At 50.5% G+C, this 26,435-nt stretch carries 21 protein-coding genes and 1 tRNA gene; 17 read left to right on the top strand and 5 right to left on the bottom strand.

Annotated features, from left to right (window positions below):
• Positions 1–34: 34 nt before the first annotated feature.
• Positions 35–1,558 (bottom strand): glutamine-hydrolyzing GMP synthase, encoded by a 1,524-nt coding sequence (guaA, locus tag AC1EK1_RS00190; protein WP_480305021.1) that lies wholly within the window; start codon positions 1,556–1,558, stop codon positions 35–37.
• A 6-nt stretch (positions 1,559–1,564) separates the two neighbouring features.
• Entirely contained in the window at positions 1,565–2,260 is a 696-nt protein-coding gene (gene trmD / locus AC1EK1_RS00185) for a tRNA (guanosine(37)-N1)-methyltransferase TrmD (RefSeq protein ID WP_480305020.1), read from the bottom strand.
• Between the two features lie 305 nt (positions 2,261–2,565).
• Between trmD and AC1EK1_RS00180 the strand changes: the two genes are divergently transcribed.
• From AC1EK1_RS00180 to AC1EK1_RS00115, 14 genes are all read left to right on the top strand, one after another.
• Positions 2,566–3,882, top strand: coding sequence for a UDP-glucose dehydrogenase family protein (locus AC1EK1_RS00180; RefSeq protein WP_480305018.1), 1,317 nt, complete (start codon positions 2,566–2,568; stop codon positions 3,880–3,882).
• A 2-nt stretch (positions 3,883–3,884) separates the two neighbouring features.
• Complete coding sequence (pncB, locus tag AC1EK1_RS00175) at positions 3,885–5,078, top strand: nicotinate phosphoribosyltransferase (protein ID WP_480305016.1); 1,194 nt, start codon at positions 3,885–3,887, stop codon at positions 5,076–5,078.
• A 1-nt stretch (position 5,079) separates the two neighbouring features.
• A complete protein-coding gene (locus AC1EK1_RS00170) occupies positions 5,080–7,107 on the top strand; it encodes an OPT family oligopeptide transporter (protein ID WP_480305015.1) in 2,028 nt (675 codons plus the stop codon).
• A complete protein-coding gene (locus tag AC1EK1_RS00165; protein WP_480305013.1) occupies positions 7,088–8,065 on the top strand; it encodes a polyprenyl synthetase family protein in 978 nt (325 codons plus the stop codon). Before AC1EK1_RS00170 ends, AC1EK1_RS00165 begins: the two co-directional genes overlap by 20 nt.
• 60 nt (positions 8,066–8,125) lie before the next feature.
• Positions 8,126–8,201: transfer RNA gene (locus tag AC1EK1_RS00160), tRNA-Pro, on the top strand.
• A gap of 483 nt (positions 8,202–8,684) precedes the next feature.
• Positions 8,685–9,806 (top strand): methylmalonyl Co-A mutase-associated GTPase MeaB, encoded by a 1,122-nt coding sequence (meaB, locus tag AC1EK1_RS00155; protein WP_480305012.1) that lies wholly within the window; start codon positions 8,685–8,687, stop codon positions 9,804–9,806.
• Positions 9,799–10,143, top strand: a complete 345-nt coding sequence (locus AC1EK1_RS00150; RefSeq protein WP_480305010.1) for a DUF6804 family protein — start codon at positions 9,799–9,801, stop codon at positions 10,141–10,143. The genes meaB and AC1EK1_RS00150 overlap by 8 nt, the downstream gene beginning before the upstream one ends.
• Positions 10,127–10,768, top strand: a complete 642-nt coding sequence (locus tag AC1EK1_RS00145) for a DUF4230 domain-containing protein (protein ID WP_480305008.1) — start codon at positions 10,127–10,129, stop codon at positions 10,766–10,768. The genes AC1EK1_RS00150 and AC1EK1_RS00145 overlap by 17 nt, the downstream gene beginning before the upstream one ends.
• Entirely contained in the window at positions 10,761–11,417 is a 657-nt protein-coding gene (locus AC1EK1_RS00140) for a DUF4230 domain-containing protein (RefSeq protein WP_480305006.1), read from the top strand. The genes AC1EK1_RS00145 and AC1EK1_RS00140 overlap by 8 nt, the downstream gene beginning before the upstream one ends.
• A gap of 21 nt (positions 11,418–11,438) precedes the next feature.
• Positions 11,439–12,464, top strand: a complete 1,026-nt coding sequence (locus AC1EK1_RS00135; RefSeq protein WP_480305005.1) for a M28 family peptidase — start codon at positions 11,439–11,441, stop codon at positions 12,462–12,464.
• Between the two features lie 64 nt (positions 12,465–12,528).
• Positions 12,529–12,954, top strand: coding sequence for a SufE family protein (locus tag AC1EK1_RS00130; protein ID WP_480305004.1), 426 nt, complete (start codon positions 12,529–12,531; stop codon positions 12,952–12,954).
• Positions 12,954–14,072, top strand: a complete 1,119-nt coding sequence (locus AC1EK1_RS00125; protein WP_480305272.1) for a 4-phosphoerythronate dehydrogenase — start codon at positions 12,954–12,956, stop codon at positions 14,070–14,072. Before AC1EK1_RS00130 ends, AC1EK1_RS00125 begins: the two co-directional genes overlap by 1 nt.
• Positions 14,073–14,077: 5 nt before the next feature.
• Positions 14,078–14,695: a glycoside hydrolase family 97 N-terminal domain-containing protein gene (locus tag AC1EK1_RS00120; RefSeq protein ID WP_480305003.1), complete on the top strand. Its 618-nt coding sequence runs from the start codon at positions 14,078–14,080 to the stop codon at positions 14,693–14,695.
• Positions 14,676–15,941, top strand: a complete 1,266-nt coding sequence (locus tag AC1EK1_RS00115) for a glycosyltransferase (protein ID WP_480305002.1) — start codon at positions 14,676–14,678, stop codon at positions 15,939–15,941. The genes AC1EK1_RS00120 and AC1EK1_RS00115 overlap by 20 nt, the downstream gene beginning before the upstream one ends.
• Positions 15,942–16,415: 474 nt before the next feature.
• On the opposite strand, the gene AC1EK1_RS00110 is transcribed toward AC1EK1_RS00115, so the two are convergent.
• Complete coding sequence (locus tag AC1EK1_RS00110) at positions 16,416–17,180, bottom strand: hypothetical protein (RefSeq protein ID WP_480305001.1); 765 nt, start codon at positions 17,178–17,180, stop codon at positions 16,416–16,418.
• A gap of 4 nt (positions 17,181–17,184) precedes the next feature.
• Positions 17,185–18,816, bottom strand: a complete 1,632-nt coding sequence (locus AC1EK1_RS00105; RefSeq protein WP_480305000.1) for a glycosyltransferase — start codon at positions 18,814–18,816, stop codon at positions 17,185–17,187.
• Between the two features lie 221 nt (positions 18,817–19,037).
• Here AC1EK1_RS00105 and AC1EK1_RS00100 point away from each other — a divergent pair, with 221 nt between their 5' ends.
• Entirely contained in the window at positions 19,038–22,316 is a 3,279-nt protein-coding gene (locus AC1EK1_RS00100; RefSeq protein ID WP_480304999.1) for a protein O-mannosyl-transferase family, read from the top strand.
• A gap of 7 nt (positions 22,317–22,323) precedes the next feature.
• Complete coding sequence (locus AC1EK1_RS00095; RefSeq protein WP_480304997.1) at positions 22,324–22,983, top strand: polysaccharide deacetylase family protein; 660 nt, start codon at positions 22,324–22,326, stop codon at positions 22,981–22,983.
• 144 nt (positions 22,984–23,127) lie between these two features.
• On the opposite strand, the gene AC1EK1_RS00090 is transcribed toward AC1EK1_RS00095, so the two are convergent.
• Positions 23,128–24,810 (bottom strand): putative transporter, encoded by a 1,683-nt coding sequence (locus AC1EK1_RS00090; RefSeq protein WP_480304996.1) that lies wholly within the window; start codon positions 24,808–24,810, stop codon positions 23,128–23,130.
• Between the two features lie 342 nt (positions 24,811–25,152).
• Between AC1EK1_RS00090 and AC1EK1_RS00085 the strand changes: the two genes are divergently transcribed.
• Complete coding sequence (locus tag AC1EK1_RS00085; RefSeq protein WP_480304994.1) at positions 25,153–26,388, top strand: aminotransferase class V-fold PLP-dependent enzyme; 1,236 nt, start codon at positions 25,153–25,155, stop codon at positions 26,386–26,388.
• Positions 26,389–26,435 lie beyond the last annotated feature (47 nt).

Below are 26,435 nucleotides of genomic sequence, written 5' to 3'. Positions count from 1 at the left end.
TTCTTTTGCAACAAACCGTCAGATCTATTCTCAACTATTCCCACTCAATCGTGGCCGGCGGTTTGGAGGAGATGTCGTAGACGACTCGGTTTACCCCGCGTACCTTGTTGATAATCTCATTTGAGACTTTTGCGAGAAAGTCATAGGGAAGGTGTACCCAGTCTGCAGTCATGGCATCACGCGAACTCACAGCCCGAAGTGCTACTACCTGGTCATAGGTCCGTTCGTCACCCATCACGCCCACTGAGTGAATGGGCAGGAGTATTGCACCGGCTTGCCACACTTCATCGTAGAGCTTGTACTCACGCAAAAGGGAGGTGTAGATATGGTCAGCCTCCTGTAGGATTCGGACACGCTCCGGAGTGATCTCTCCGATGATGCGTATGCCTAACCCCGGACCCGGGAAGGGATGTCTGTAGACTAGGTCATGCGACATTCCCAACTCTAGCCCGACACGCCTTACTTCATCCTTGAACAGCAGACGTAGTGGCTCAACAAGCTTTAGCTTCATTTTGTCCGGCAATCCGCCGACATTGTGGTGGCTCTTGATCACCATGCCGGTGATTGAAATTGACTCAATGACATCAGGATAGATGGTACCCTGCGCAAGCCATTTGATATCCTTGAGCTTGAGGGCCTCTTGCTCAAATACGTCGATGAAGCCCTTGCCGATTATCTTGCGCTTTTGCTCGGGGTCGGTTATCCCAGTCAGTTGTTTGTAAAAGTAATCTTTCGCATTGACCCCCTTTACATTGAGTCCAAGGTGCTGATAACTTTCAAGAACGTTTTCAAACTCATCTTTTCGGAGCAGACCATGGTCCACAAAGATGCAGTGCAACCTTTGACCTATAGCTTTGTTGAGCAAAACAGCGGCCACGCTGGAGTCTACTCCTCCACTGAGTGCAAGCAACACGTGGTCTGTCCCTAGTTTCTCTTTCAACTCTTGGACAGTCATGCTTACGAACGATGCCGGTGACCAGTTTTTTTCGGCACCACAGATGTCTAAGAAGTTTTGGAGCAAACGGTTTCCATCTTCGGTATGCTGTACTTCCGGATGAAATTGCACGCCCCATACTTTCTTGCTCTTGGAGCGGTATATGGCAGTGGGTATGGTGTCGGTTTTTGCAAGAGCGCAAAAGCCTTCGGCTAGTTCAGTTATCGTGTCTCCGTGGGACATCCAAGCCTGCGAACCATTGTGAATCCCTGCGATAAGTGGGTCCTTTCCGTCAATGATGCGAAGGTTGGTGCGCCCATACTCTCTGGTCTCGGACTTCTCCACCTTTCCACCCAAGGCGTCCATCATCAGCTGTGCACCATAGCAGATCCCCAATACAGGTATGTCCTTGTCGAGTAGTGCAGGGATGTCTATCTTGAAAGCCTTTGCGTCGCTCACCGAATACGGACTGCCAGATAGGATGACCCCCCATACGTCGTCAAGGTTTTCCGGAAGACTATGGTAGGGAATAATCTCAGAATAGACGCCTAGGTCTCGTATGCGCCGTCCTATGAGCTGAGTGGTCTGACTTCCAAAGTCAAGTATGAGAATTTTCTTTAGCATAACTGTTTATTTAGTGTCTTCTTCGTTTTCGTGTAGTAGGTATGGGCGTAGTCGCTTGGTACGCTCTATGGCCTGAGATTGGCTCCAGTCAGCAATCATTGAGGTATTTCCGGAGAGTAATACTTCCGGTACCGTCCAGCCTTTGTATTCAGCCGGTCTTGTGTAGACCGGTGGCGCCAAAAGTCCGTCCTGGAAGGAGTCGGAGAGGGCACTTTGTTCGTCTCCTATGGCTCCGGGGAGGAGGCGGACAATGGCATCAGTCATTATGGCCGCCGGGAGTTCGCCCCCTGTGAGCACGTAGTCGCCTACACTAATCTCTCGGGTGATCAAGTGCTCTCGTATCCGGTGGTCTATTCCTTTGTAGTGCCCACATAGGATGACCATATTTTGGACCATGGATAGTTGGTTGGCAAGTGGTTGAGAAAACTCCTCCCCATCAGGCGAGGTGTAGATCACTTCATCGTAGTGGCGTTTTTCCTTGAGTGCACTGAGCGCCCTATCTACCGGCTCAATCTGTATGACCATACCGGCACTGCCTCCATAGGGGTAGTCATCGACTCTCCTCCATTTGTTGGTCGTGTAGTCACGGAGATTGTGTACCACAATATCCACCAGCCCCTTATCCTGTGCTCTCTTTAGTATAGAAAGGCGCAGAAAAGGCTCCAGCATTTCAGGCAGTACAGTTAGTATATCTATTCTCATTTGCTGAATTAGTGTATCTACCGCACAAAGTTAACCAAATTCACTCAGACTGTACGTTGCTAGTGCTACCGAATTGGTGGCCTAGAATGAGTGAGCAGTATTTTCAAAAAACGGCGAAGTTTTGACGGAAAACATCCGAAGGAACTCACGAGACGATACAGACTAAGAAAACCCAAGTTCCCGAGCACTTTTCAAAGTCTTCTTGTTAAATTTGAACCACTGTTGCACTAGAGGGTAAGGAGTCATGGCTATACAAAGTTGGGTTTTTACTTGGATAATAGTTTTTTGATTAGTTTTGTGCTGATATGGATGTAGCAATCATAGGGACAGGATATGTGGGCCTTGTGACAGGCGCTTGTTTTGCAGAAATGGGGGCTCGTGTGCATTGTGTGGACACCGATTCGAGCAAGATTGATGGACTTCGACGTGGTGTAATACCAATATATGAACCCGGACTTCAAGAATTAGTCTCAAAAAACAGTTCGGCCGGTCGCTTATCATTTCACAAGGATCTGCGTGAGTGCATAGAGACAGTCGATGTTGTGTTTATCGCAGTAGGGACCCCCTCTACCGATCGAGGAGAGGCGGATCTTAGTGCGGTGCATGCCGTTGCCGAGTGTATAGGCAGTGTGGCTATCCGACCGGTATTGGTCGTCACCAAGAGCACAGTCCCCGTGGGAACCACTTTTCGCGTAAAAGAGATCATCCTCTCAAAGATGCGAGAACGTGGACTGAACTTTCCACTTGAGGTGGCAAACAATCCGGAGTTTTTGAAAGAGGGAACAGCAATCAAGGATTTTATGAGTCCGGATCGTGTGGTCGTCGGAGTGGAAGGCGAGAGAGCCAAGCAGTTGATGAGCCAATTGTATCGCCCTTTTTTGATTAATCACTTTAGGGTCCTTTTCATGGACATACTATCCAGCGAACTGACGAAGTACGCATCCAACTCCATGCTGGCCACGCGTATCAGCTTCATGAACGAATTAGCAAACTTGGCTGAAAAACTAGGTGCTGACGTTGAGATGATTCGCGAGGGTATGGGGGCGGACAAACGAATCGGAAAATCCTTTTTGTATCCCGGATGTGGCTATGGGGGCTCCTGTTTCCCTAAGGATGTACAGGCTCTATCGCATACAGCTAGGCAAAATGGTATGCAAATGAGCATTATAGACCGGGTACATGAGGTCAACGAACAACAAAAGCGACGTCCGTACGAAAAGATTGTCAACCACTTTGGCCCCGATCTCTCGGGACGGGTAATCGCCCTGTGGGGGCTCAGCTTCAAACCCGAGACGGATGATATGCGAGATGCGCCCTCATTGGTTGTGGCTGACCTTTTGCTACAAGCCGGAGCAGAGGTCCGAGCCTATGACCCTGTCGCCATGATCGAGGCACGCAAAAAATTCCCTCACGGGATATACTATGCTGAGGATATATATGATGCGGCTCGTGGAGCAGATGCGGTAGTGCTTCTGACGGAGTGGAAACAGTTTCGACTGCCGGACTGGACTCGGGTAATGAATGAGATGAAAGAGCCGGTCATTGTAGATGGCCGAAATATATATGTTCCGGACGAACTGAGAGCCTTGGGCTTTTGGTACTCCGGTATTGGACGAATATAGAAATGAATAAAAAGGAACCAATCATTAGGAGCCTGCTTGACACAGACTTGTACAAGTTTACGACCGGATATGCCTACACCAAACTTTTTCCTCGGGCTTATGGTCGATTTGAATTCGTGGATCGTGATGGGATGGCGTACCCCAAGGGCTTTGGAGACAAGCTAATGTCGGAAATTCGGAAAATGAGTGAGCTCAAGCTTCAAGAGTCCGAAGCAGAGTTTTTGTCCCAAGAATGTCCGTACCTACCGCCATGCTATATAGACTTTCTGCGGGGGTATCGTTTTGATCCGAATGAAGTGACGGTTCACCAGGATGATGAGGGGCGGTTGCACATACAGGCCGAAGGATTGCTATACAGAATCACCCTCTGGGAGACCCCAATCTTGGCTATTGTCAGTGAGCTGTACTACGAGGAGACCGGACAAAAGCCGGATATTGCACACACCGTGCAGCAGGCGATCGAAAAAGCGGAGGAGATGAAAGCTCATGATCTGCAAGTCTCAATGTTTGGGATGCGCCGACGCTTTAGCAGTGATGTGGAGGATCGTATTACCGCTCTCCTGAAAGAGCATGCCGGCAAGAGCCTTTTTGGTACCAGCAATATGTATTACGCCATGAAGCACCATTTGCGTGTGACCGGTACGCATCCGCATGAGTGGGTGCAGTTTCATGCAGCAATATATGGGTACAAGATGGCCAACTATATGTCTATGGAGGACTGGATCAATGTCTACGATGGAGACCTGGGCACCGTGCTGACCGATACCTACACTACGCGTGTCTTTATGAGCAATTTTTCCAAGAAGCATGCCCTCCTCTTTACTTCGCTAAGGCATGATAGTGGTGATCCTTATCTTTTTACCGACATGGCGATTGCACGATACAAGGAACTCAAAATAAATCCGGCCACTAAGTATCTAGTCTTTTCTGACGCGCTGGATATCCCCAAGGCAGTGAAAATAAAGGAATACTGTGATCAGCGAGGTATCCGAGCTACCTTTGGCGTCGGTACCAACCTGACTAATGATGTCGGAAATCATACGGAGCCACGGAATATAGTCATGAAGCTCTTTGCTTGTAAAATCACCAAGGATCAGCCGTGGCAAAGCTGTGTGAAACTCTCAGACGTTGAAGGCAAGCATACAGGTTACGACAGGGAAATAGAACTAGCAACACAAACATTAGGAATAAAGTGACATGACCGACTCTAACCACATCAAGCGTGGCGAACTCGCCGATAATGCCTATCGTCCTCTGAAACCGGGCGAAGAGTACCATCCTTTTGTTCCCGATAGCCCCATGCCAAAGGAGCTAACCGGTTATAGCCTATTTTGGGGAATTCTGATGGCGATAGTCTTTAGTGCCGCAGCCGCTTACTTGGGACTAAAGGTAGGACAGGTATTTGAAGCCGCTATCCCAATTGCTATAATTGCCGCAGGGATCACCTCGGCAACCAACCGAAAGAATGCACTTCTCGAGAATGTCATGATACAAAGTATCGGTGCATCCAGTGGAGTAATAGTGGCCGGGGCGATCTTCACTATTCCGGCCATATTTATCTTGCAGGAGAAGTATCCGGAGATCTCTGTTAGTTTTTTGCAGATTTTTGTGAGCTCTCTTTTGGGAGGTGTCTTGGGAATATTGATGTTGATTCCTTTCCGAAAGTATTTTGTGAAGGATATGCATGGTCAATATCCTTTTCCGGAGGCTACCGCAACAACTCAGGTACTACTCAGCAGTGAGAAGGGTGGTGCTCAAGCAAAGCCTTTGCTGATTTCCGGCTTGATAGGTGGCTTGTACGATTGGTTGGTCGCTACCCTAGGTGCGTGGCATGAGACGATCTCGTCTACGGTTGTGTCGTGGGGCGCAATGGTTGCCGATCGTGCCAAACTGGTCTTCCAACTCAATACTAGTGCCGCTGTCCTTGGACTGGGCTACATCATCGGGCTGAAATATGCTGCTATTATTTGTGCGGGATCAGCACTGGTTTGGTGGGTCATAGTTCCCTTGATGAGTATGATTTGGGGTGGGGATATCTTGGCTTTTGGAGATCCTACGATCACAACAACAGTGGGCGAAATGTCTGCGCAAGAAATCTTCTTGCACTACGGACGTAATATCGGTATTGGAGGTATCGCTATGGCCGGTGTGATCAGCATATGGAACAACCGGAAGATTATTGGATCGGCTGTAGGCCTTGCCAAGAAAGAACTCGGAGGGGCTACTCATGCAAACGAAAACGATGAACTTGGGAAGGCTTTGCCTCGTACGCAACGAGATATCCCTATGGCGATAATCGTGTGGGGGATTGTTTTGGCTTTGGCTTGCATTGGTGTGTTTTTCTATTTCGGTGTTGTGCAACAAAACCTTCTATGGGCAGTAGTGGGACTTGTCCTTACTTCGCTCATTGCCTTTCTCTTTACGACCGTGGCTGCCAATGCTATTGCTATTGTTGGATCCAACCCTGTCTCCGGGATGACCTTGATGACCTTGATCGTTGCAAGTGTTGTCTTGGTCGCTTTTGGGATGAATGGCCCTTCGGGAATGGTCTCAGCTTTGGTTATTGGTGTTGTTGTCTGTACGGCGTTGTCAATGGCCGGAGGGTTCATTACGGATCTAAAGATAGGCTACTGGCTTGGATCTACACCTAGAGTCCAGCAAACATGGAAGTTTCTAGGGACTTTGGTCTCTGCCGCAACCGTATGTGGGGTGGTCATTGTGCTCAACAAAACCTATGGCTTTACCGGCCCTGATGCGCTGAATGCTCCCCAAGCCAATGCTATGGCTGCACTTATAGAACCATTGATGACCGGTCAAGGCGCCAAGTGGCTCCTCTATGGGCTTGGCGCAGCTCTGGCTTTGGCGCTAACTGTTGCGAAAGTGCCGGCATTGCCGTTTGCGTTGGGGATGTTTATACCGCTAAGCCTGAACCTTCCTCTCCTGGTGGGTGGGGCTGTAAGTTGGTATGTCTCCTCTAGGTCCAAATCTGCAGATCTCAATAAAGCCCGACGTGACAAGGGTACGCTGATTGCTTCAGGGTTCATTGCCGGTGGTGCCTTGATGGGTGTTGTCAGTGCGATCATGAAGCTTTCCGGAGTTGACTTGGTGCAGAAGGAGTGGCTAGACTCGGCATGGAGTCATGCCCTGACGGTTGTCGTGTATCTCCTTATTGTTTACTATCTGACCCATGCAAGTAAAAAGGCTGATGAATACAGAGACAATTAATTCGGCGCTACGGGTCGTAGACCGGCTCATCACAGAGGAATGCACCGCCCTGCACCGTTGTGAGCCAAAGGGCTTATATGAGCCTATCGCATATATCCTGGAGTTGGGGGGCAAGCGCCTCAGGCCGTTGCTTGCCTATTTGACCTATGAGCATTTTTCCGGAGCGGACTTTGACCTTCTTCAGATCGAGCCTATCGTTAAGGCAGTAGAGCTTTTTCACAATTTTACCCTCCTGCATGACGATCTGATGGACGACGCTCCGGTCCGGCGCGGACAACCGACAGTCTACAAAAAATGGGGGGCAAATACTGCCATCCTCTCCGGAGATGCCATGATGATTGAGTCCTACAAGGCTCTTAGTCAAGTGGATCCCAGTTTGTTGCCCAGGGTGTTGGCCATTTTCAATGACATGGCAACTGGTGTCTGCGAAGGTCAACAATTGGATATGGAGTACGAGTCCAAGGACTTGGATGCAATCACGATAGCAGATTACCTAGGTATGATTCGTCTCAAGACATCGTACCTCTTTAGGGGAAGCATGATGATGGGAGCATTGGTTGCAGGACTCGACAATGTGGCACTCAATACCATTGCCACAGCTGCCGATCGAATGGGGCTTGCTTTTCAGATCATGGATGATTATCTGGATGTCTTTTCTGATAAACCGGACTTTGGTAAGGTTACCGGAGGGGATATTGTTGAGGGAAAACGTACTTGGCTTTTGCTCAAGGCCTATGAGCTAGACCCTGCCAACCTTACTGTCGCATTGGGCTCTGAGAGTACAGAAAAACGTATCGCCGAGGTGACGCAAGTGTATATCTCCAATCACGTTGACCGTTTGGCACTTGCCGAGGTGGACAGACTTACAGAAGAGGCCATAGAGATGCTTGACTCTCTAGACAACCCACCGATCATGATCAAGAGCCTGTTTCGGGCTTTGGTGCAACGAATTTCGTAAATATAATCGCAGGGGTATTGTATTCATCAGAAATATTTGTATCTTTGCAACCAGAGAGTTCGGGATGTAGCTCAGTCCGGTTTAGAGTGCGCGTCTGGGGGGCGTGAGGTCGCTGGTTCGAATCCAGTCATCCCGACTAGTTAGAAGGTGTGTCAAAACAATTGTTTTGACACACCTTTTTCATATAGTTCTATAGGTGTTTCCTGTGACTGAGCTGAGTACATGGGTGAGAGTCCTCATGGGGCGCTCTTTCTGGTGGTTAAACGGTGGCCAAATAGTCCTCTGCACCACTACTTTACCATCCTTGTTCTCGCCTTTGTTTTTAGCATTTTGCAAATGATAGATAATCAGCAGATTGCAGGTCAGTGCGAGTTTCACGGATAGAAGCGAAAGTTTTCACGGATAGAAGCGAAAGTTTTCACGGATAGCAGCGAAAGTTTTCACAGATAGAAGCAATTGGTTAGATCGGATAGAAGGAAATACGAGGTATGGACGGATGAAAAATCAGTCCTCCTTTTTCAAGGATTTGGTTCTTGATGAATGGTTGGCAGTTTACTTTTGAAGCCCACTTGCTTTTTGGTACATTTGTACTACAAGACGATTTATTCAATAATACCCAATGAAAGGAGGTACGAGCATGCGAGATCATCCGGAGAATAGTGAGGAATATAAGGGACTGAAGGTGAATGCCGGTGTCCATGTTGCTCCTATGGTAAACCCTCACTTCCGAAGGGTGAGAAAAAAGGAGTTGACGGTGGAGGACTATGTCTCCGGTATCCTTGATGGAGACCGAGTGATGCTGTCTCGTGCCGTGACACTTGTGGAAAGTCGTCTGCCCCAGCACCGAGCGATGGCCCAAGAGGTTATTGAGCGATGCTTGCCCTTCAGCAAGCATTCTGTCCGTGTCGGGATTACCGGTGTGCCAGGTGCCGGTAAGAGTACATCTATAGATGCCTTTGGGATGCATGTTCTGGAAAAGGGACACAAGCTTGCTGTTTTGGCAATAGACCCTTCGAGTGAACTTACCAAGGGATCTATACTGGGAGACAAGACATGTATGGCTGAGCTGTCGAAGCAAGAGAATGCCTTCATCCGTCCCAGCCCGTCAGCAGGGTCCTTGGGTGGTGTTGCTCGGAAAACGCGCGAGACAATAGTATTGTGTGAGGCCGCAGGGTTCGATACCATATTTGTGGAGACTGTGGGGGTGGGGCAGAGTGAAACAGCAGTCCACTCGATGGTAGACTTTTTCTTGCTCATACAGTTGGCCGGAACAGGTGATGAACTTCAGGGGATCAAGCGAGGCATCATGGAAATGTGTGATGGTATCGTGATCAATAAGGCTGATGGTGATAATGTGAAAAAAGCTGAGCTGGCAGCCTCGCACTTTCGCAATGCGCTACACCTTTTTCCAAAGTCTGAGAGTGGCTGGACCCCAAGGGTCGAAACCTACTCCGGCTTTTATGGCCTGAACATAGATAAGGTATGGGCGATGGTGGAGGAGTATATTGACTTTGTGAGAAAAACGGGCTACTTTGATCATAATCGCAACAAGCAGGCCAAGTACTGGATGTATGAGACCATCAACGAGGCACTGAAGAGTTCGTTTTACCAAGATCCACGTATTCGAGCTCTATTACCACGTATGGAAAAGGAGGTGCTTGACGATCACATCAGCTCATTCGTGGCAAGTGGTCGATTGTTGGAGACCTATTTCCAAGAAAAGAGACCGTGTGATGAATAATCGATCGTTCTACATGATTATCTCCGTCCTTTGTTTGGTGGATATGGTGCTTCTGCTACGACCTAATCCTGAGGTTGCCTCTGTGGTTCGGACGATAGTCTGTGGTGGTGCGCTCTACTATGCGGTGAAGCGACTCCGCCGTCCTGGGCCAATGACTGTTCTTTTTATTGCCGTGGCTGTGGTGTACAATCCATTTTGGACACTACGTATGGAGCCTGTTTGGTGGTTGCTGTGCGATGTGGTGTCAATGGCTCTCTTTTATTTACTTTCCCGTATTACTCCTATTCGCGAGTCGGGGGTGAAGCGTTATGTTGAGTGCGATGAGTCGGATAAGTAGGTGTGTTTGGCTCTGCCTACTCCTCGCTCTTGTCGGGTGTAAGTCCGAGAGTTCGCAAGATCTACCAACCCTTTTGCGCGATCTAGGCGAGGTCCGAAAGTTGGACCTCGTAGAGATGCGTACTGAGGAGACGATTATTATCTCCGGCAGCCCCTATACGTTAGCGACTATTCGTTCGTTGGATGATGCCGTGGGGTATATTGATGACCTACTCAGAACCGGGAATCGGGTGGGGGTGTACTCTTTTGTGAGCTATGTAGGGGCTTTTGTGGACTTATCCTCATTGGCCGCAGCTGATGTCCGGGTTGATCCTTCGCGGCACAGGGTGGAACTTACGTTACCGGCTGTGCAGGTCGAACCTCTTGGGCGAGGTACAACACTGGAGAAACTGCACGAACGGGTGACCGGTACTCAAAAAAGTATCACGAATGAGGAGCGAACTGCTCTCCAAAACAAAGCTTCAGAGCTTCTCCGCCGGCGGATAGAGCCCGGAGAACCACTCTATAACGAATTGGTGGTACGGGGACAAAATAAGGCGAGAGCCTACTTTGTCGGCATGCTCCATGCTCGTGGATATGATGAGGTGACGGTTTCGTTTCAGAAAGAGGTCTTGGAGCATGAATAAGCGTATCCTGAAGTTGGGCGTTGGAGTGATCGTCCTTTTTGTTGTCGCCCTTTCCGCCTTTTTTATCGTCAAGCATCGTACCACCGGACACCAAAATAGTGAGGCAGTCTACGCCTCCATGATCAAGGACATCAAGGAGTTGATCCGTGTCACCACACTAGAGGGAGATCGTATGATTCCGGTGACACTGGAGGATAAAGGGGTGGGGGCTTTTGCACTCGGAAGCTACAAAGTGAGGATCTCGTACAATGTAGAGGCCTTGGAGACCTATCAACTGGGAGATACACTCTTGGTGCGCCTTCCGCGAGAGGAGGTGACTATCCTGGAGAATGATCGGGTGGGATTTCGGGTCATTGATGTGTGGGGAACAACCGTCTGGTCACGGTTGCGTGGTGTCACACTCACCCTTGAGCAAGAAAATCGTATGCGTGAGATAGCCAAAAGCCGGCTCCGAAAAGACCTACAGAGAGATGGCTCCATCCAAGAGGCTCGGAACAATGCGATACATGCGGTCAGCGATATGCTCAGTGTGGTCCCAGGCACTGTGATTGTACTCGAGCCGGCAGCGACAAGACCGGGTTTGCCACCGGCAACCGTCCGTCGACTGGGCACTGAGGTCTTTGAAAAAGAGCCCTCCAAACAATTTTAAATAAACAACAACAATACTTCTATGCGACCAACCAATATCTCTCTATGCTTGATGCTCTTGCTAGGGCTGACAGCTTTTGCATGCGACGACAAGGGAAAAGGCGATGAAGAAAAGGAGACCGTAGAGGCGCAAGTGGTGACCGACAGCCCTTTCTCAGGAGACAATGCCTATGAGCATGTGCGAGCTCAGGTGAAGTTTGGCCCAAGAGTCCCCAATACCGATGGACATGAGGCTTGCCTAGCCTATCTACAGGAAACTCTTGTCGCTACCGGACTGGAGGTACGCACCCAGCCGATGCTACTCACGGCCTACGATGGTACGCAACTCCGGGCAACAAATATCATTGCGAGCTACAAGCCTGAGCGAAAAAACAGAGCATTGCTCTTTGCCCACTGGGATACTCGACCAATGGCTGACCACGATGATAATCCTGCCCTGCGTGACAAGCCCATAGATGGGGCAGATGATGGAGCGAGTGGCACGGGGCTTTTGCTGGAGATGGCTCGGCTGATAGCGACGTCCGACCTGAAAAATATAGGGGTGGATATCCTCCTTTTTGATGCTGAGGACTATGGGGTCCCCGAGGGAGTCGACTACAAGGGGCGTACCGAAACAACCTGGGCACTGGGTACCCAGTATTGGACTAAGCACCCACACGTGGAGGGATATATGGCGGACTTCGGGATATTGGTGGACATGGTTGGGGCCAAGGATGCCACTTTTTACCGTGAGTACTTCTCTGTCAATTCTGCCAGCCGGTATGTCAATAAAATATGGGCTACCGGACGCCGTCTAGGGCATGCCAAGTACTTTATCAATGAGATGGGGGGAGCCATCACGGATGACCACTACTTCGTGATCGAAAATCTACGCATTCCGTGCGTCAATATCGTTAATTATGACCCGACCCGTGCTAAGGGATTTGGCGACTATTGGCATACGCATAATGACAATTTGGACAACATCAGCCGAGAGACACTGCAAGCAGTCGGAGAGACTGTCTGGCAGGTGCTTTTGGACTACGATGCGGAGCAGGCGAAGCAGTGACTCATAGGGCCCTCTATTTGTGGAAAATCGCCTGTGAACGAATAGACAATAGACTTTGATATTTATGGAAACAATCAAGGAGCGTCAGGACGAATTGATAAGCGAATTTTCGCTGCTGGATGATTGGATGGATCGCTATGCACTCATTATTGAAATGGGAAATGAGCTTGAGCCTCTCTCCGATTCCGATAAAGTGCCCGAGCATACCATCGAAGGGTGTCAGAGCAGAGTGTGGATTGTAGGAACTCCACAGCCGGACGGAACGCTCAAGCTACGGGCCGACTCCGATGCGGTCATCGTCAAGGGGATAATCGCTATGCTTTTGCGTGTCCTTTCCGGACAAAAGGCGCAAGACATAGCATCGGCCGACCTCTACTTTATTGATCAGCTGGGGTTGCACGAACACTTCTCACCCACTCGGTCCAACGGACTGCTCGCCATGGTCCGTCACATCAAGATACTTGCACAGGCAATGCTCATGAGGTCATGATCAAGATTCTAGCTGAGCAGTCAATCCCCTATTTGCGTGGGGTGCTAGAGGAGCTGGGCGAAGTCACTTACTTGCCCTCGGCTGAGTTTACCCCGTCATCTGTCCGAGATATGGACTGGCTGATCGTCCGCAGTATCACCAAGTGTACCGAGCAGTTGTTGGCGGGCTCTCGTGTCCGCCTCATTACTTCTGCCACGATTGGGTATGACCATATAGATACGGACTATTGCGACCGTGCCGGGATTGCTTGGTACAATGCCCCGGGTTGTAATGCCGGCGGGGTGGGGCAATATTTTGGGGGCGTGCTGTCTTACTTGGCGGTGAACCACCTTTTTGATCCTAGAGGAAAGACGATCGGTATCGTAGGAGTGGGACATACAGGTACGTATGTCGCACGCTATGCGGAGGCGATGGGGATGAAGCTGCTCCTGAACGACCCTATTCGTGCCGAGCGTGAGGGATCGCAGGGATTTGTCGACTACCCCACACTGATGCACAAATCGGATCTGATTACGTACCATGTGCCTCTTACCTACGATGGAGAGCATGCCACCTATCATCTCTTTAGCGACGCAACACTCCGGCTAATTGGCAAGCGTCGACCTTTGTTGGGCAATTTTTGCCGTGGCGCAGTGACTGATACTTCCGCTCTCCTAAGAGGGGTGCGCAACGGCTACCTAGGCGGTCTGCTCATTGACTGCTGGGAAAATGAGCCCCACATATCTACGGACCTTTTGGAGCGAGTCCTCATCGGGACGCCACACATTGCCGGCTTTTCGGCCGATGGCAAGTCCAATGCCGCACGTGCCTGTCTCCTCCGAGGGCTAGAGTTTTTTGGACTAAAAAGTACACGTCTCTCTCGTGTGGCTCCGGAGCCACCTCAGGTTTCCACGATTGATCTGTCGGATTTTCCGAATGATGGTCTGCGCCTTTTCCGAGCCGTACTTTCTACCTACGACCCCTATCCCGTAGACCGTCGGCTGCGAAAGGAGTATGGAGACTTTGAACTCCTGCGACGTACCTATTCATATCCTCGTGAACCACATGCCTACCTCGTCCTAAATGCTACGGATGAGGAGGCCGAGCCTTTGAGCCACATTGGCTTCGGTATTGGATAAAAAACATGGAAGCAAAACTCATTGCTATAGCTCACTCCCCGAAACAAAAGTTGCAACTAGAGGTCCAGCAGAGTGGATCGGATCTTTCTTTCAGTTTGATCCACGGGGGATGTCTCCTTTTTGACCGCTCATCGCTTGGCTTGGATTTTGTCGGTGGCGGTAAGGAGCCCATCACGCTCACTTGGACAGATATGTGTGCGATGCCTGAGGATGGGGTGGAGCTGATGACCACCTTTTCCAGAGGAGCAGAGTGGTTTGTGATCCGTTTTTTGTTGCGCGATGATTGTTTGTCGTTTCGCTACGAACTGTACAATACCGGTGATCGGAGCGTTGTGGGAGAAAAGACCTGCTTCCACTTCGGCCCCGATGCTAACTTTCTCATAGACCAAGATGTCTACAAGGTAGTCGATGCTCGGGGGCTGAAGTTGCCTGTGTTGCTCGAGATGGACAATGGTCTCTATGTCGGTGTTCGTCGGACTCCCTCGCTCTCCTCATCTGAGCCCATGCTTCGGCTAAAAAGCGGACGACATCTCGAGGTCCTTTGTGGTACCGAGCGGGAGTCCAAGGAGGCAGTCGGCCATCTCATTACTCCGTGGTGGATCCTTGCCATCACTCAGCCGTAGACGCTTGGTGAATGTCCTGATCTTATCGACGTTCGTGTCGGGTGGAGGTGCGGCCGCTGCCGCCTACAAGCAGTTGGAGGCCCTGCATCGGGTGGGTGTACCTGCTCGTATGTTGGTGGCGGCACCGCTCACCGGATCGGATGACCACTTGCCCATTCGCTCTGTGGGGGGCATGCGGTGGCGACTTTTTCGCTACTTGGAAAAGCTGGGTACGCTCTTGAGGGTAAAGGATCGGTCGTTGTTGTTTCGTTTCTCGGACGCTACGCTGGGGGTGGAGGTGGCGGATCATCCTTGGGTCAAATGGGCTGACGTCGTACATATTCACTGGGTGCAGCAGAGTTTTTTGTCCTTCTCGGGTCTTCAGTCCTTGCTTTCGTTGTCGGACAAACGCTTTTTTTGGACACTTCATGACCTTTGGCCCATCACCGGAGGTTGTCACTCGCCCTATGTGTTGGGGGCGGGCGGGACTACTCTGTGTGATCACTTCTTGCATGGCTGCGGGGGATGCCCCTTGTTGCCCGGACAAGCGGAGGAGAGCTACACGAGGCATCATTTTGACCAAAAGCTCCGACTGCCCCTGGACAAGGTCCACTTCTTGGGGGTGAGCCGTCCGATCGTGGAGCTTGCTCAAAAGTCACCCATAACTCACAGAGTCTCTTACTTGCCTAATTTTTACGACTCCACCTTGTTTTTCCCAGCCCCTGAGCGACGGGCGAATGAGATGCCATTTCGCTTGCTTTTTGTGGCAGCGCGTCCGGACGATCCAGTCAAGGGACCGGATCTGCTCCGTGACATTCTAGACCGATGCTGTCGTCTCTCGGAGTCGTTTCGGTCACGGGCTGTGTTGATCTGCATCGGTAGGCCCAAGCGACCGGAGGTGTTTCGTGATTGGCCGATCAGTCTGGAGCTGCACGGACCGGTCTTTCCGGAGGCGTTGGCAGAGTATTACCGCGCCTCAGATCTGACCCTCTCCACCTCCCGCCATGAGACGTTTGGGCTGACCTTGCTTGAGTCACAAGCTTGTGGCACTCCGGTTTGTGCCTTTTCGGTGGGGGGTATTCCTGACGTTGTTCCTCCGGAATCTCTTGTGGCGCCTTATGACACGCTGCAGTTTGCTCAGCGGATCTTGTTTTATTTCGATCGGCAAAAAGGCTCCGACTCCTTTTCTATGGGCACGAGTGTGGAGCGTTTTTCTCAACATGTGGTTCTCCCGAAACTTTTGGCACTCTATGAGGCTGAGGCCTAAAGGCTTCTCGTTGCCTTGTCGTCCTTGGAATTAGACCTCGGTAGTATGTGCCGGGGTGTACTGTCGGTTAATACCGGTTTTTTCCTCTTTTTTCCGATTTCTCCTAGTCCGACTTGATGGCCGATGGCCTCTAGTCCGGATTTTCGTCTTTCATTTGCCTGTCGCCTTTCTCGTCTTAGGATCGTCCTAGAGTCTCTTTCGCATGAGACTGTAGTTTCTTCCGCATGAAACTACAGTTTCTCCCCGTTGAAACTGCGGTTTCTCCCCGTTGAAACTACAGTTTCAACAGATGGAACTTAGAGTTTCGTCCAGCGTGGATTTTTTTCTCAAGGGGATGGCGTGGGTGGAGGAGTGTGCTGATGGTGACCATTGTCTTTGTATTGGGCAAGAAAAAGTCCGCAAGTCATTCTATGTGGAATGGCGTGCGGACCTAGGTCTCTGTGTCTCGTTGCTTTTGGTGCGGGTGATCGGTCTTTAGTTGTAGCTGAAGGCGCGCTCGGTGATGGTGTATTGGTACTCTTTGCCCCTTTTCTTTTGGGTGGTGATTCGGCGGTTCCAGTTGCCTTTTTGGTCGTAGTTGTAGAGGTAGGCTCTGATCGCCAGTGTGTCTGTGGCATTGGTCTCGATCTCTTGTGTTGGGTCTCCCATTTTGTTGATGGCGTAGACTTTTTTGGAGACGATGATGCCGTTGGTACTTTGTGTGATGGCTGTGACGTTCCCTCTGACGTCGCGTTCCCAGAGGGTTTCGTCAATGGCTTCTCGGGCGTCGGAGGGAGTGCTTGTGGCCTGAAGAGGTAGGGCCTTTTTGTTGATTTTTATTTGGATGGTCTTGGTGACTTGTCCGTTGTTGTCCCGGTAGATTTGTTGCATGGTGCCGGCTTCAAGGTCACGGGTGGTGGTCACAGTGCCTTCGGATGTGGTCATCACGGTCTCTTTGGGGCTGTCTTTGTAGCTTCGGTGTGTTTCGGATAGGGTGTTTCCGTTGGCGTCCATCACTTTTTGGTGGGTGATCATGCCTTGGTTGTCAAAGGTGTAGTCGGAGGATTCGATGGGGTCTCCCAGGGTGAAGGCCAGGTCGCCGTTGCCTTTGGTCGCCGTGTAGTCTTTTTGGGACATCTGTACGACATTGCCGTGTAGGTTTAGGAGTAGTGTGTCTCGGGTCATGTGTGCGACACTTTTGTCGCATCCGGTGGTGAGGAAGAGTGTGGAGAGGGTGAGGAGGAGAGTTGTTTTTTTCATGGTGTCAGTGGGCTTTGGGGTGGTTGTTTAGTGCGAGCTCAAAAGCTTGTCGGTAGTCTTGGAAGAAGTGTTTCCAGTCGGCTTGAGAGGCCAGTTTTTGGGCATTTTGGTGTGCTGTTTCTTTTAGGGAGTCAGGTGCCTGGCTGTAGTTTTGGATGGTTTGGGCGAGCTGATTGGCCACGTCATCGTAGTTGTCATCGCTTCGGTCGAGTACGAGTACTCCACTGTTGAGTGTGTCGGTGTTGACAAGGCTCCTTGCCCATAGTCCGAACCCCGCCTTGTCGGTCGTGACGGTAGGTATCCCAAAGGCGATGCTCTCAAGTGGGGTGTAGCCCCAGGGCTCATAGTATGAGGCAAAGACGGTGAGGTCTATGGCAGGTAGTAGGTCGTAGTAGCGGATGTCCAAGATGCCGTCGTGTCCGTCGAGGTAGGCGGGGATGAAAAGAGGGTAGACGTGTTTGCCCCAGGTGTGTCTCAGCCGATCGAGCTGACGGATGAGGATGTTGCTATCTTGGTCGTTGAGCCAGTGGGTGCAGTAGGGCTGTTTGGCAGGAAGGGAGAGCTGTCGGTCACTATTCAGCCCGAGCCGGATCTCCGGTCGGGGTTCTTTCACCCAAGCCGGAACAGCGATGATCGGGAGTATGTCGGTGGTGGCTGAGGGGATGCGAGCAAGTGCATCAACAAAAAGGTCAAGCCCCTTGTTTCGGTACTCGAAGCGACCGCTCGATAGGATGATGCTTGCATCATCGCTGATCTTGGCTCCGTAGAGGGTTCGTGCGATATTGAGCAACTTTTTTCGTCCCTCTGCGCGGAGGAGGCTCCGCTTGTTGTTGCTTGGGACAAAGTCCGGCTCAAAGCCGTTTTTGGTCACGACGTCCACCGGTCGCTCCAGTAGCTGGGCGCACTCTACGGCGGTGACCTCACTCACGGTGCAAAAGACAGTGGCCTCGTGTGCGGCTTTTTTTTCCACTGCATGCTTGGCGACTACCCCTAGCTCCTGGGCCATTTGGTCGCCATGGTAGCCGGTCATGTACTTGTAGAGCTCTTTGTTGTTGCCTGATATAGATCGGCCGACTGTCGTGGCATGGGTGATGAATATTGTGGGGAGGCCAGGTTCATTTTTTTTGAGCCAAAGGAGCCCCATGCCTGTGGTCCACTCATTGAATATCGCCACTGGGCGCTCGCTCCCGTGTAGGGTGCTGTATGCTTTCATGACACGTGCGGATGCGGTGGCAAAAAGGCAGCTCTCATCGTAGTCACCGTATCCACTCTCGCTGCTGAGACGGTAGTCCTCCCACATGTCGTAGTAGATGAGGTCTCGTTCGGCATAGAGGGGCTGAAAGTCTACCAATGCCACTCTAGGCTCTCCGGGAACAAGCCAGGTGCCGAGGTAGGTCGGCAACCCACAGAGTTGGGAGAGAACGCTGTCGGGCTCCTCGCTGTCGAGGCGGACATCTTCTTGCCTGAAGTGTCGCCGGAAAGGCCCGACGAATAGGACGGCATCTCTGCCATAGCTCTCCACCATAGTGGCTGCACGAGTGCTGAGAACGGCATAGATACCGCCCACTTTGTTGCAAACCTCCCATGAGGTCTCCATGATCAGGGTGGGGGCTGTGCTTTGTCTGAGTGCTGTCATCTTTTTGTCTTTGTACTGAAGGATCTTTTTGCTCTGTCGGTGGACACCAGCGTAGGGAAAGAGATTGCTTGTATTTGTTGCGAACAGAGACAAAAGTACTGATTTTTTGATGATTTCTCATCTCGGCTCATCGCTCAATTGTGAGTTTAGTTGAGTAGTCACTTTGTTTTTTTTGTACCTTTGTGCAGTTTAATTAGCGTCAAATCAGTAATCAACAAAATATGCTACAACGCCAATACAAGCAGTGGGAGCGTCTGCTTAGCTACTTGGTCTTTATCGCTAGCACTGTGGTCTATCTCCTTACGATGGAGAAAAGTGCCAGTGTGTGGGACAACCCCGAGTTTATCACGACATTTAGCAAGCTGGAGGTGGGGCACCCGCCCGGAGCACCATTCTATATGCTGGTGTACAACCTCTTTTCCCACTTCTTTCCAGCGGGGATTCCTTGGATTGCGATTTCGGCGAATAGCTTGAGTGCCCTCCTTGCGGGGCTGACCATCCTGATCCTCTTCCGGACCATTAGCCACTTGATCCGTCGTAGCTATGGCCTTAGGTCCTCCCTGATGCTTGATTCGGCATTACCTATGGAGCAGGCAATCCTAGGTCTCGGGGGTGCCTTGGTGGGGTCTTTGCTCTTTGCATTCACGGATAGCTTTTGGTACAGTGCTGTGGAGGCTGAGGTATATTCCTTCTCCTCTTTCTTTACCGCTTTGGTCTTTTACCTCATGCTGAAGTGGGAGGAGAGTGCGGACGATGCTCAGGCGGACAGGTGGCTGATACTTATCGCCTATCTCATGGGATTGAGTGTCGGAGTGCACTTGCTTAACCTCCTCACTATCCCGGCGATGGCGTTGATCTACTACTTCAAAAAGTCCGAAAAGACCACTTGGAAGGGCGGAGTCGTGGCGATCTTGACTTCGTTTGCCCTGATTGTGATTATAATGTTTGGGATCATACAGGGGGTTCCGCAAGTGGCCGGTTACTTTGACCTGTTTTTTGTGAATACCCTTGGGCTGCCGTTCAATAGTGGTTTAGCCTTTTATATCATCTTACTCTTTGTTACGCTGATTGCAACGTTTGCCGGCATAATGTCCGGTCGGAGTACCATCTTGGTTCGTGTAGGCTTTTTGTGCAGCGTAATATTGATGGGTATCCCATTCATGGGGAATGGCTGGGTGGTACCACTTGTGCTGATTGCAGCCTTGGGTTGGTACCTCTTTAGTCGCAAGAGCCTGCCCTTGCATACATTGGGGCAAAGTACGCTGGCGATGTTTGTGTTCTTTATCGGATTGAGTACCTACGGTGTGATTTTGATTCGTGCCAACTCGGATATCCCGATGAACCAAAACACACCATCGGACGTCTTTTCGCTCCGGTATTATTTGGCACGCGATCAGTACGGTAGCACACCGCTTATCTACGGTCAGACCTATGCCTCATTGCCCAAATATGATGCTCAGGGGAATGCAGTAACGACCAAGACAACAACCTATCGTCGTGCGCCAAAGTACGATCCATCCGACAAGGATAGGTACATGGCGGTTGAGTCCGAGAAGCTGGAGTATCGTGACGATATGAAGATGTTCTTTCCGCGTGTCTACAGCAATATGCTCCCTCACTTCAAGCAAGGCTATGAAATCTGGGGTAATATTACGGGCGAGCCGATGAATATCGTCCAGCGTGGTGAGCACCGGACAGTAGTGGTGCCAACTTTCTTTGAAAACCTCCGGTATTTCTTTTCGTATCAGCTCAACTACATGTACTGGCGCTACTTCATGTGGAACTTTAGCGGTAGGCAAAATGACCTCCAAGGACAAGGCGAAATCACGAAAGGAAATTGGCTTACCGGGATACCACTTATAGACGGACTGTTTTTGGGGCCTCAGAAAGACTTGCCCACATTTGTCAAGGACAACCCAGCATACAATCGCTACTTCATGCTACCCCTAATATTGGGAATACTGGGGTTGTTGATGCAGCTGTATGGTCGACGGCGAAGTCAGGAAAACTTCTGGATCGTCATGGCTCTCTTCTTTATGACCGGGATAGCCATTGTGCTGTATGTGAATCAAACCCCTGCTCAAGTCCGGGAGCGTGACTACTCGTATTTGGGATCATTTTATGCTTTCGCGATATGGATTGGATTTGGCGTGCCTGCTCTTTACAACCTCTTTGCGAAAAGGAAAGGTACCGGAGCCCCCAAGCTGGCGGCACTCATCACGATCCTTTGCCTAGGTGTCCCGGCTCTGGTACTCGCCGAAAACTATGATGACCACAACCGAAGTGGTCGCAGCTTGGCGAGTGACTTTGGACGCAACTACTTGGAGAGCTGTGAGGAGAATGGTATCATTTTTTGCAATGGTGATAATGACACCTTCCCTCTATGGTATGCCCAAGAGGTGGAGGGGGTACGCCGTGACTTAAAGGTCTGCAACACCTCCTACTTGCAAGCGGACTGGTACATTGAGCAGATGAAAAGGTGGCACTATGACTCTGCACCACTGCCTATCACCTGGGGACTGAAGGAGTACGGAGGTGACCGTCGAGGAGTGGCCTACATCATACCGTCCGGGAGCGAGTCTATCCAGGTACGTACAGCTCTGGACTTTATCGCCAGCGATGACCCCAGGCTCAAGCGAGTGCCCGGTATATCGCAGGAGGTTGATTACCTTCCGACCAACAAGCTAACCCTGGCCTACAATCCAGAGAAGCTCATACAAAGCGGAGCCATCTACCCCTCCGATACAGCGTACATCACCGAGCCTGTGATGCGCTTTGACCTCAGCAAAAAAAGCTATCTGGGTAAGCAGGAGATGATCATCTTGGATCTGATGGATAGTAACCGCTTTGAGCGTCCTATATACTACTGCATCACTGTGGGCGAAGGTGAGCATGTGGGGATGACACCCTACATGCGCCAGACCGGTATGGCCTTTCAGGTTATGCCTTTTGTGACAGAGGGTACACCGGCCAGGATAGATACTGAGAGAATGTATCAAAATGTTACTAAAAAGTTTCGTTGGGGTGGCGCCGACCTTCCCGGGGTATATATGGACGAAAACAATCGCCGTATGTGCGAGACCTACCGCTCTCAGGTATTTGGAAAGCTCGCCCTTGCCCTGATAGAAAAGGGTGATTCGGTCCGTGCAAAAGAAGTGCTAGACTTGTCTCAGCATGCTATTCGGGCAGATGTTATTCCGCACGGTGCATCCTCTCTCAGTATCATCACAGCATATACTGCACTAGGGGCTATTGATGTGGCGGAGGCCATCTCAGCAGAGATTCTCGATAATGCTTTGCAGGATCTGGACTGGTACTACAGGCTCAGGGCCAACTATTTTGCACTCAACCTACGTGAAGTAGAGATGGAGGTGATCATTGCCTCCGAATTGCTTCGGATCAATGAGGCTGCAGGAGGTAAGCTCAAGGCTAAGTATGGAGAAAAAGTAAAGTACTACCAAGAGAGCTATCTGCAAATAGCCAAGCAACTACAAAAGTAGACGACATATGCTCATAGAGCAGCCCCCCGCACTATACCGCTTGTTATTTAGACGAGCAACATGGCGCATGCCCACGCTGGAGCTTACCGGTCGCAAGACTGTTTACCTCACTTTTGATGATGGTCCTATACCTATTGTTACTCCTTGGGTATTGGAGCAGCTTCGTACCAGAGGTATTCGGGCCACTTTTTTCATGGTGGGGGATAATGTCTATAAGTATCCACACGTCTATCAGCAAGTGATTGATGCCGGTCATGAGGTGGGAAATCACACGCATCATCACCTCCATGGGCTCCTATTTCGTACCAAAAACTACGTGGAGGATGCTCTGGAGGCGCACGACCTGATACAATCTTCGCTCTTTAGACCCCCAAATGGTCACATGCGCCTTCGTCAGAGCCTCTCCATCGCCAAGTATTTTGATACCATCATGTGGGATGTCGTGACGAGGGACTATAGTAATCTAGTCACACCACAGCAGGTGTTGCATAATGTCAAGCAATACACACGTGATGGGTCGATCATTGTTTTTCACGACTCCATAAAGGCATGGGAAAAACTCACCTATGCACTCCCTCGAGCACTTGATTGGCTAATAGGTGAAGGCTACGTCTTTCAGACTATATCGGAAGGGCTAAGGATCAAGGAGAGGGCAAATCGACGCTAACAGTGTGTCTATGCGTGTCTTGGTGATCGCACTCAGATGACTCAGAAGGGGATTGTTATGAAACGATCCCCTTTTTTATGTTTCATAGGCTCTCCGATGATACTGCAATGGTGAACTGCCGTGGAGACTCCCCCCAGAATTTGCCTAAGAGAGGAGAAGAACGACAAGCAATTGGGCAATGATGACCCTCAGAAACATCCCCATCGGATAGACACTCGCATAGCTAATGGTAGGCGTGTCGTCCTCCAGTCGCCCGGCCATGTAGTCCAGCGCAATGGGATTGGCCATGGCACCACAGATCCATCCGGCAATTGTACTAAACGTCTGCTTGGTCATAAGGAGTGCCAGCAGACCGACTAAAAATGTCGGGACAATCGTGAGTACAGCACCCATCCCCAGCCACGATAGTCCGGGACCCTTTGTGAGCATACCAAAGAACTCCCCACCACTCGCCAAGCCAAGCCCGCCGAGGTACAGTGTGATACCGAGTGTTCGCAACATGAGGTTGGCGGAGTGTGTAATATAGGTATTGAGCCGAAATCGGACACCATATGCACCGATAATGATACCCATGATGATGGGACCACCCGCTATACCTAGCTTGATAGGAGAGTCCATCAGAGGCAAGTGTATAGGGATTGCCCCAAGGATCAGTCCCATCCCCATGCCTAAAAATATACTGACCAGATAGGGGGTGTCGAGTGGCTTTAGCTGATCGCCAAGTTCTTTGGCCAAGCGGTCGACTTTGTCTTCTGGCCCGACGGCTGTAATACGGTCTCCAAGCTGTAGAATGAGGTTGGGCGTAGGCACAAGATCCATTTCCGAACGATTGACACGCGTGATATTGACTCCGTATCGATTGCGCAATTTTAGTTCGCGCAGGGAGTGCCCGTTCACTTCAGGTTTGGAGACAATGATCCGCTTGCTCACAAGGGTGTCACTGCTCTCTATGCTATGCCAGTCCGTGCGCTTTTCTTCCTCCCCTACAAGTTGACCAAATACATGCTCCAGCGCCTCCGCAGAGTCGACCTTGCAGACGACCAAAAGATGATCCCCCAGCTCATAAGTGGTGTCGGGGGTTGGTGTAATCAGTTCTGATCCACGATAGATACGGGAGATGACATAGTCGTGCTTGAATGTCCGATGCACCTCCTCCAGAGTATGTCCCACGATTCCTTCGTTTGCAAGGTAGTACTCTGCCACAAAGTGTTCGTTGGGGTCCTTTGTGGCCTTTTCCTTCGCCCGTTTCGGAAAAAGATAGCGCAGTGCCTCTAGGACGACAAATACACCGACAGTGCCGATAGGATAGGTTATGGCGGTGGCAAGAGCCATGTTGTTCATGGCCACGTTGGTTGACTCACTGCCTCCTTGTGTACTTAGGAGTGCTTGCTGTGCGGCACCAAGTGCAGGCGTGTTGGTTACGGCTCCGGATAAGATCCCCATGACATTGCCAACCGTATCGTAGCCAACAAGGATCAGCAGGATTGCGGCTAGGGTGCCGGCAAGGATGAGAGCTAGGCTCCATAGGTTCAGACTCAGACCGGCGGTCTTGAATGTTGCCACGAAACCAGGCCCAACTTGCACACCAAGTGCGTAGATAAAAAGCACAAGACCGAAGTTTTGTGCGAAGATAAGCATAGGCTCATTGACTCGTACCCCAAAGTGAGCCATCATGATGCCCAGGAAAAACACACAAACACCCCCAAGCGAAATGGGTCCCATGCGGAGTTTGCCAAGCCACAAGCCTATGCCACAAGTAAAACACAGCACAATGATCGTTTGCACAAGTGACTCTTCGACCAAAAAAGCTTTAGTAATCTCCCACATTTGCCAATATCATTATTTGTTGTGTCAAGGGAACCCTTTTTATCTCTACTCATACTTTCCGTATGAGATTATCTACTGTTACAGGTTGCAAAGGTACCAAAAAGAGAGATGTCCTTTCTTCATGAGCAATTCTTCTATCCGTGAAACCGATCACTTCTATCCGTGAAACCGATCACTTCTATCCGTGAAAAGTTTTGCTTCTATCCGTGAAACCGATCGCTTCTATCCGTCTAAAATTTAGAGATCTATAATGCTTTTGTTTTCAGCGGTTTGGATTTTTGTTTTTTGCACTCCTCGGAATGTGGTAAATTTGAGTAGATCAATAAGAAAAATGAGGAATAGATGATAGAAGATAAAAAAGGCATTGATGCGATCCGACGACGTTTTCCGGGGTTGGATCAGCAGCTCTACGACGACAAGCGAAGACTGGTGTACCTAGACAATGCCGCCACTACGCAACGACCGGAAGAGGTAATCCGGGCATATGAAAAACACAGCCTGTACTGCAACGCCAATATCCACAGAGGCGACCACTATCTTAGTCGCAAGGCAACGGAGGCGCATGAGGAGGCTAGGGCGTATGTAGCGGACTTCGTGCACGCTGAGGAGGCAGCTGAGGTGCTTTTTACGCGTGGAACGACTGAGGGGATCAACCTCGTGGCAAGTACCTTTTGCTCTACTCTCATGAATCCGGGGGATGAAGTCATCGTCTCCGAAATGGAACATCACTCAAATATCGTACCGTGGCAGATGGCTGCCGATCGGTATGGGATCAAAGTAGTCCCGGCTCGTATACATGATGATGGAACCCTGGATCTAGATCATCTCTATGGGTGCATGGGCGAACGAACTCGTTTAGTTTCGCTCTGTTTTTCCTCCAATGTGCTAGGGACCGTGAATCCCATACAGCAGATCACCGAGCACGCTCACGAGATGGGGATCCCAGTACTTGTGGATGCTGCTCAAGCTGTGGCACATCGACCAATCAATGTCCAAGAACTGGGCTGCGACTTCTTGGCCTTTAGTGCTCACAAAGTATATGGCCCTACGGGGATAGGTGTGCTATATGGTCGACGTAAGTGGTTGGAGCAACTGCCTCCGTACCAAGGTGGCGGAGAGATGATTCAGCGGGTTAGTTTTGGGGGAACCACGTACGGCGAGATACCGTATAAGTACGAGGCAGGTACGCCGGACTTTATCGGAAGTGTCGCTCTGAAAAGGGCTTTGGAATTTGTCCAAGAAGTGGGCTATGATACGATTCGCCGGCATGAGGACGACCTACTGAACTATGCGACCAACAAACTCTTGTCAATAAGTGGTCTGCGAATATATGGTACCGCTTCGGACAAAGAGCCGGTCCTCTCCTTTTTGGTGGACGGAGTGCATCCATATGATCTCGGAAAATTGTTGGATCGTATGGGGATAGCTGTCCGAACCGGTCACCACTGTGCGCAACCGCTGATGGAGCACTATGGTATCGAGGGAACCTTGCGGGTGAGTTTCGCTGTCTACAATACAAGGGAGGAGGTCGATGTGTTGGAGCGTGCGTTGACCCGATTGATCCCGATGTTGCGTTAGAGAATGCAGAGCTGTTTTTTCGAGAAAATGGACGTGACAGAGAGAAG

The sequence above is a fragment of the Porphyromonas sp. C0026D3 genome, assembly GCF_056590775.1.
The sequence above is the reverse complement of the archived record's forward strand: the minus strand, read 5'-3'. Positions and strand labels throughout refer to the sequence as shown.

Excerpts from the sequence above, each read along its gene's own strand:
- guaA (WP_480305021.1), bottom strand. The coding sequence starts at position 1,558 with ATGCTAAAGAAAATTCTCATACTTGACTTTGGAAGTCAGACCACTCAG.
- trmD (WP_480305020.1), bottom strand. The coding sequence starts at position 2,260 with ATGAGAATAGATATACTAACTGTACTGCCTGAAATGCTGGAGCCTTTT.
- AC1EK1_RS00180 (WP_480305018.1), top strand. The coding sequence starts at position 2,566 with ATGGATGTAGCAATCATAGGGACAGGATATGTGGGCCTTGTGACAGGC.
- pncB (WP_480305016.1), top strand. The coding sequence starts at position 3,885 with ATGAATAAAAAGGAACCAATCATTAGGAGCCTGCTTGACACAGACTTG.
- AC1EK1_RS00170 (WP_480305015.1), top strand. The coding sequence starts at position 5,080 with ATGACCGACTCTAACCACATCAAGCGTGGCGAACTCGCCGATAATGCC.
- AC1EK1_RS00165 (WP_480305013.1), top strand. The coding sequence starts at position 7,088 with ATGAATACAGAGACAATTAATTCGGCGCTACGGGTCGTAGACCGGCTC.
- meaB (WP_480305012.1), top strand. The coding sequence starts at position 8,685 with ATGAAAGGAGGTACGAGCATGCGAGATCATCCGGAGAATAGTGAGGAA.
- AC1EK1_RS00150 (WP_480305010.1), top strand. The coding sequence starts at position 9,799 with ATGAATAATCGATCGTTCTACATGATTATCTCCGTCCTTTGTTTGGTG.
- AC1EK1_RS00145 (WP_480305008.1), top strand. The coding sequence starts at position 10,127 with ATGAGTCGGATAAGTAGGTGTGTTTGGCTCTGCCTACTCCTCGCTCTT.
- AC1EK1_RS00140 (WP_480305006.1), top strand. The coding sequence starts at position 10,761 with ATGAATAAGCGTATCCTGAAGTTGGGCGTTGGAGTGATCGTCCTTTTT.
- AC1EK1_RS00135 (WP_480305005.1), top strand. The coding sequence starts at position 11,439 with ATGCGACCAACCAATATCTCTCTATGCTTGATGCTCTTGCTAGGGCTG.
- AC1EK1_RS00130 (WP_480305004.1), top strand. The coding sequence starts at position 12,529 with ATGGAAACAATCAAGGAGCGTCAGGACGAATTGATAAGCGAATTTTCG.
- AC1EK1_RS00120 (WP_480305003.1), top strand. The coding sequence starts at position 14,078 with ATGGAAGCAAAACTCATTGCTATAGCTCACTCCCCGAAACAAAAGTTG.
- AC1EK1_RS00110 (WP_480305001.1), bottom strand. The coding sequence starts at position 17,180 with ATGAAAAAAACAACTCTCCTCCTCACCCTCTCCACACTCTTCCTCACC.
- AC1EK1_RS00105 (WP_480305000.1), bottom strand. The coding sequence starts at position 18,816 with ATGACAGCACTCAGACAAAGCACAGCCCCCACCCTGATCATGGAGACC.
- AC1EK1_RS00100 (WP_480304999.1), top strand. The coding sequence starts at position 19,038 with ATGCTACAACGCCAATACAAGCAGTGGGAGCGTCTGCTTAGCTACTTG.
- AC1EK1_RS00095 (WP_480304997.1), top strand. The coding sequence starts at position 22,324 with ATGCTCATAGAGCAGCCCCCCGCACTATACCGCTTGTTATTTAGACGA.
- AC1EK1_RS00090 (WP_480304996.1), bottom strand. The coding sequence starts at position 24,810 with ATGTGGGAGATTACTAAAGCTTTTTTGGTCGAAGAGTCACTTGTGCAA.
- AC1EK1_RS00085 (WP_480304994.1), top strand. The coding sequence starts at position 25,153 with ATGATAGAAGATAAAAAAGGCATTGATGCGATCCGACGACGTTTTCCG.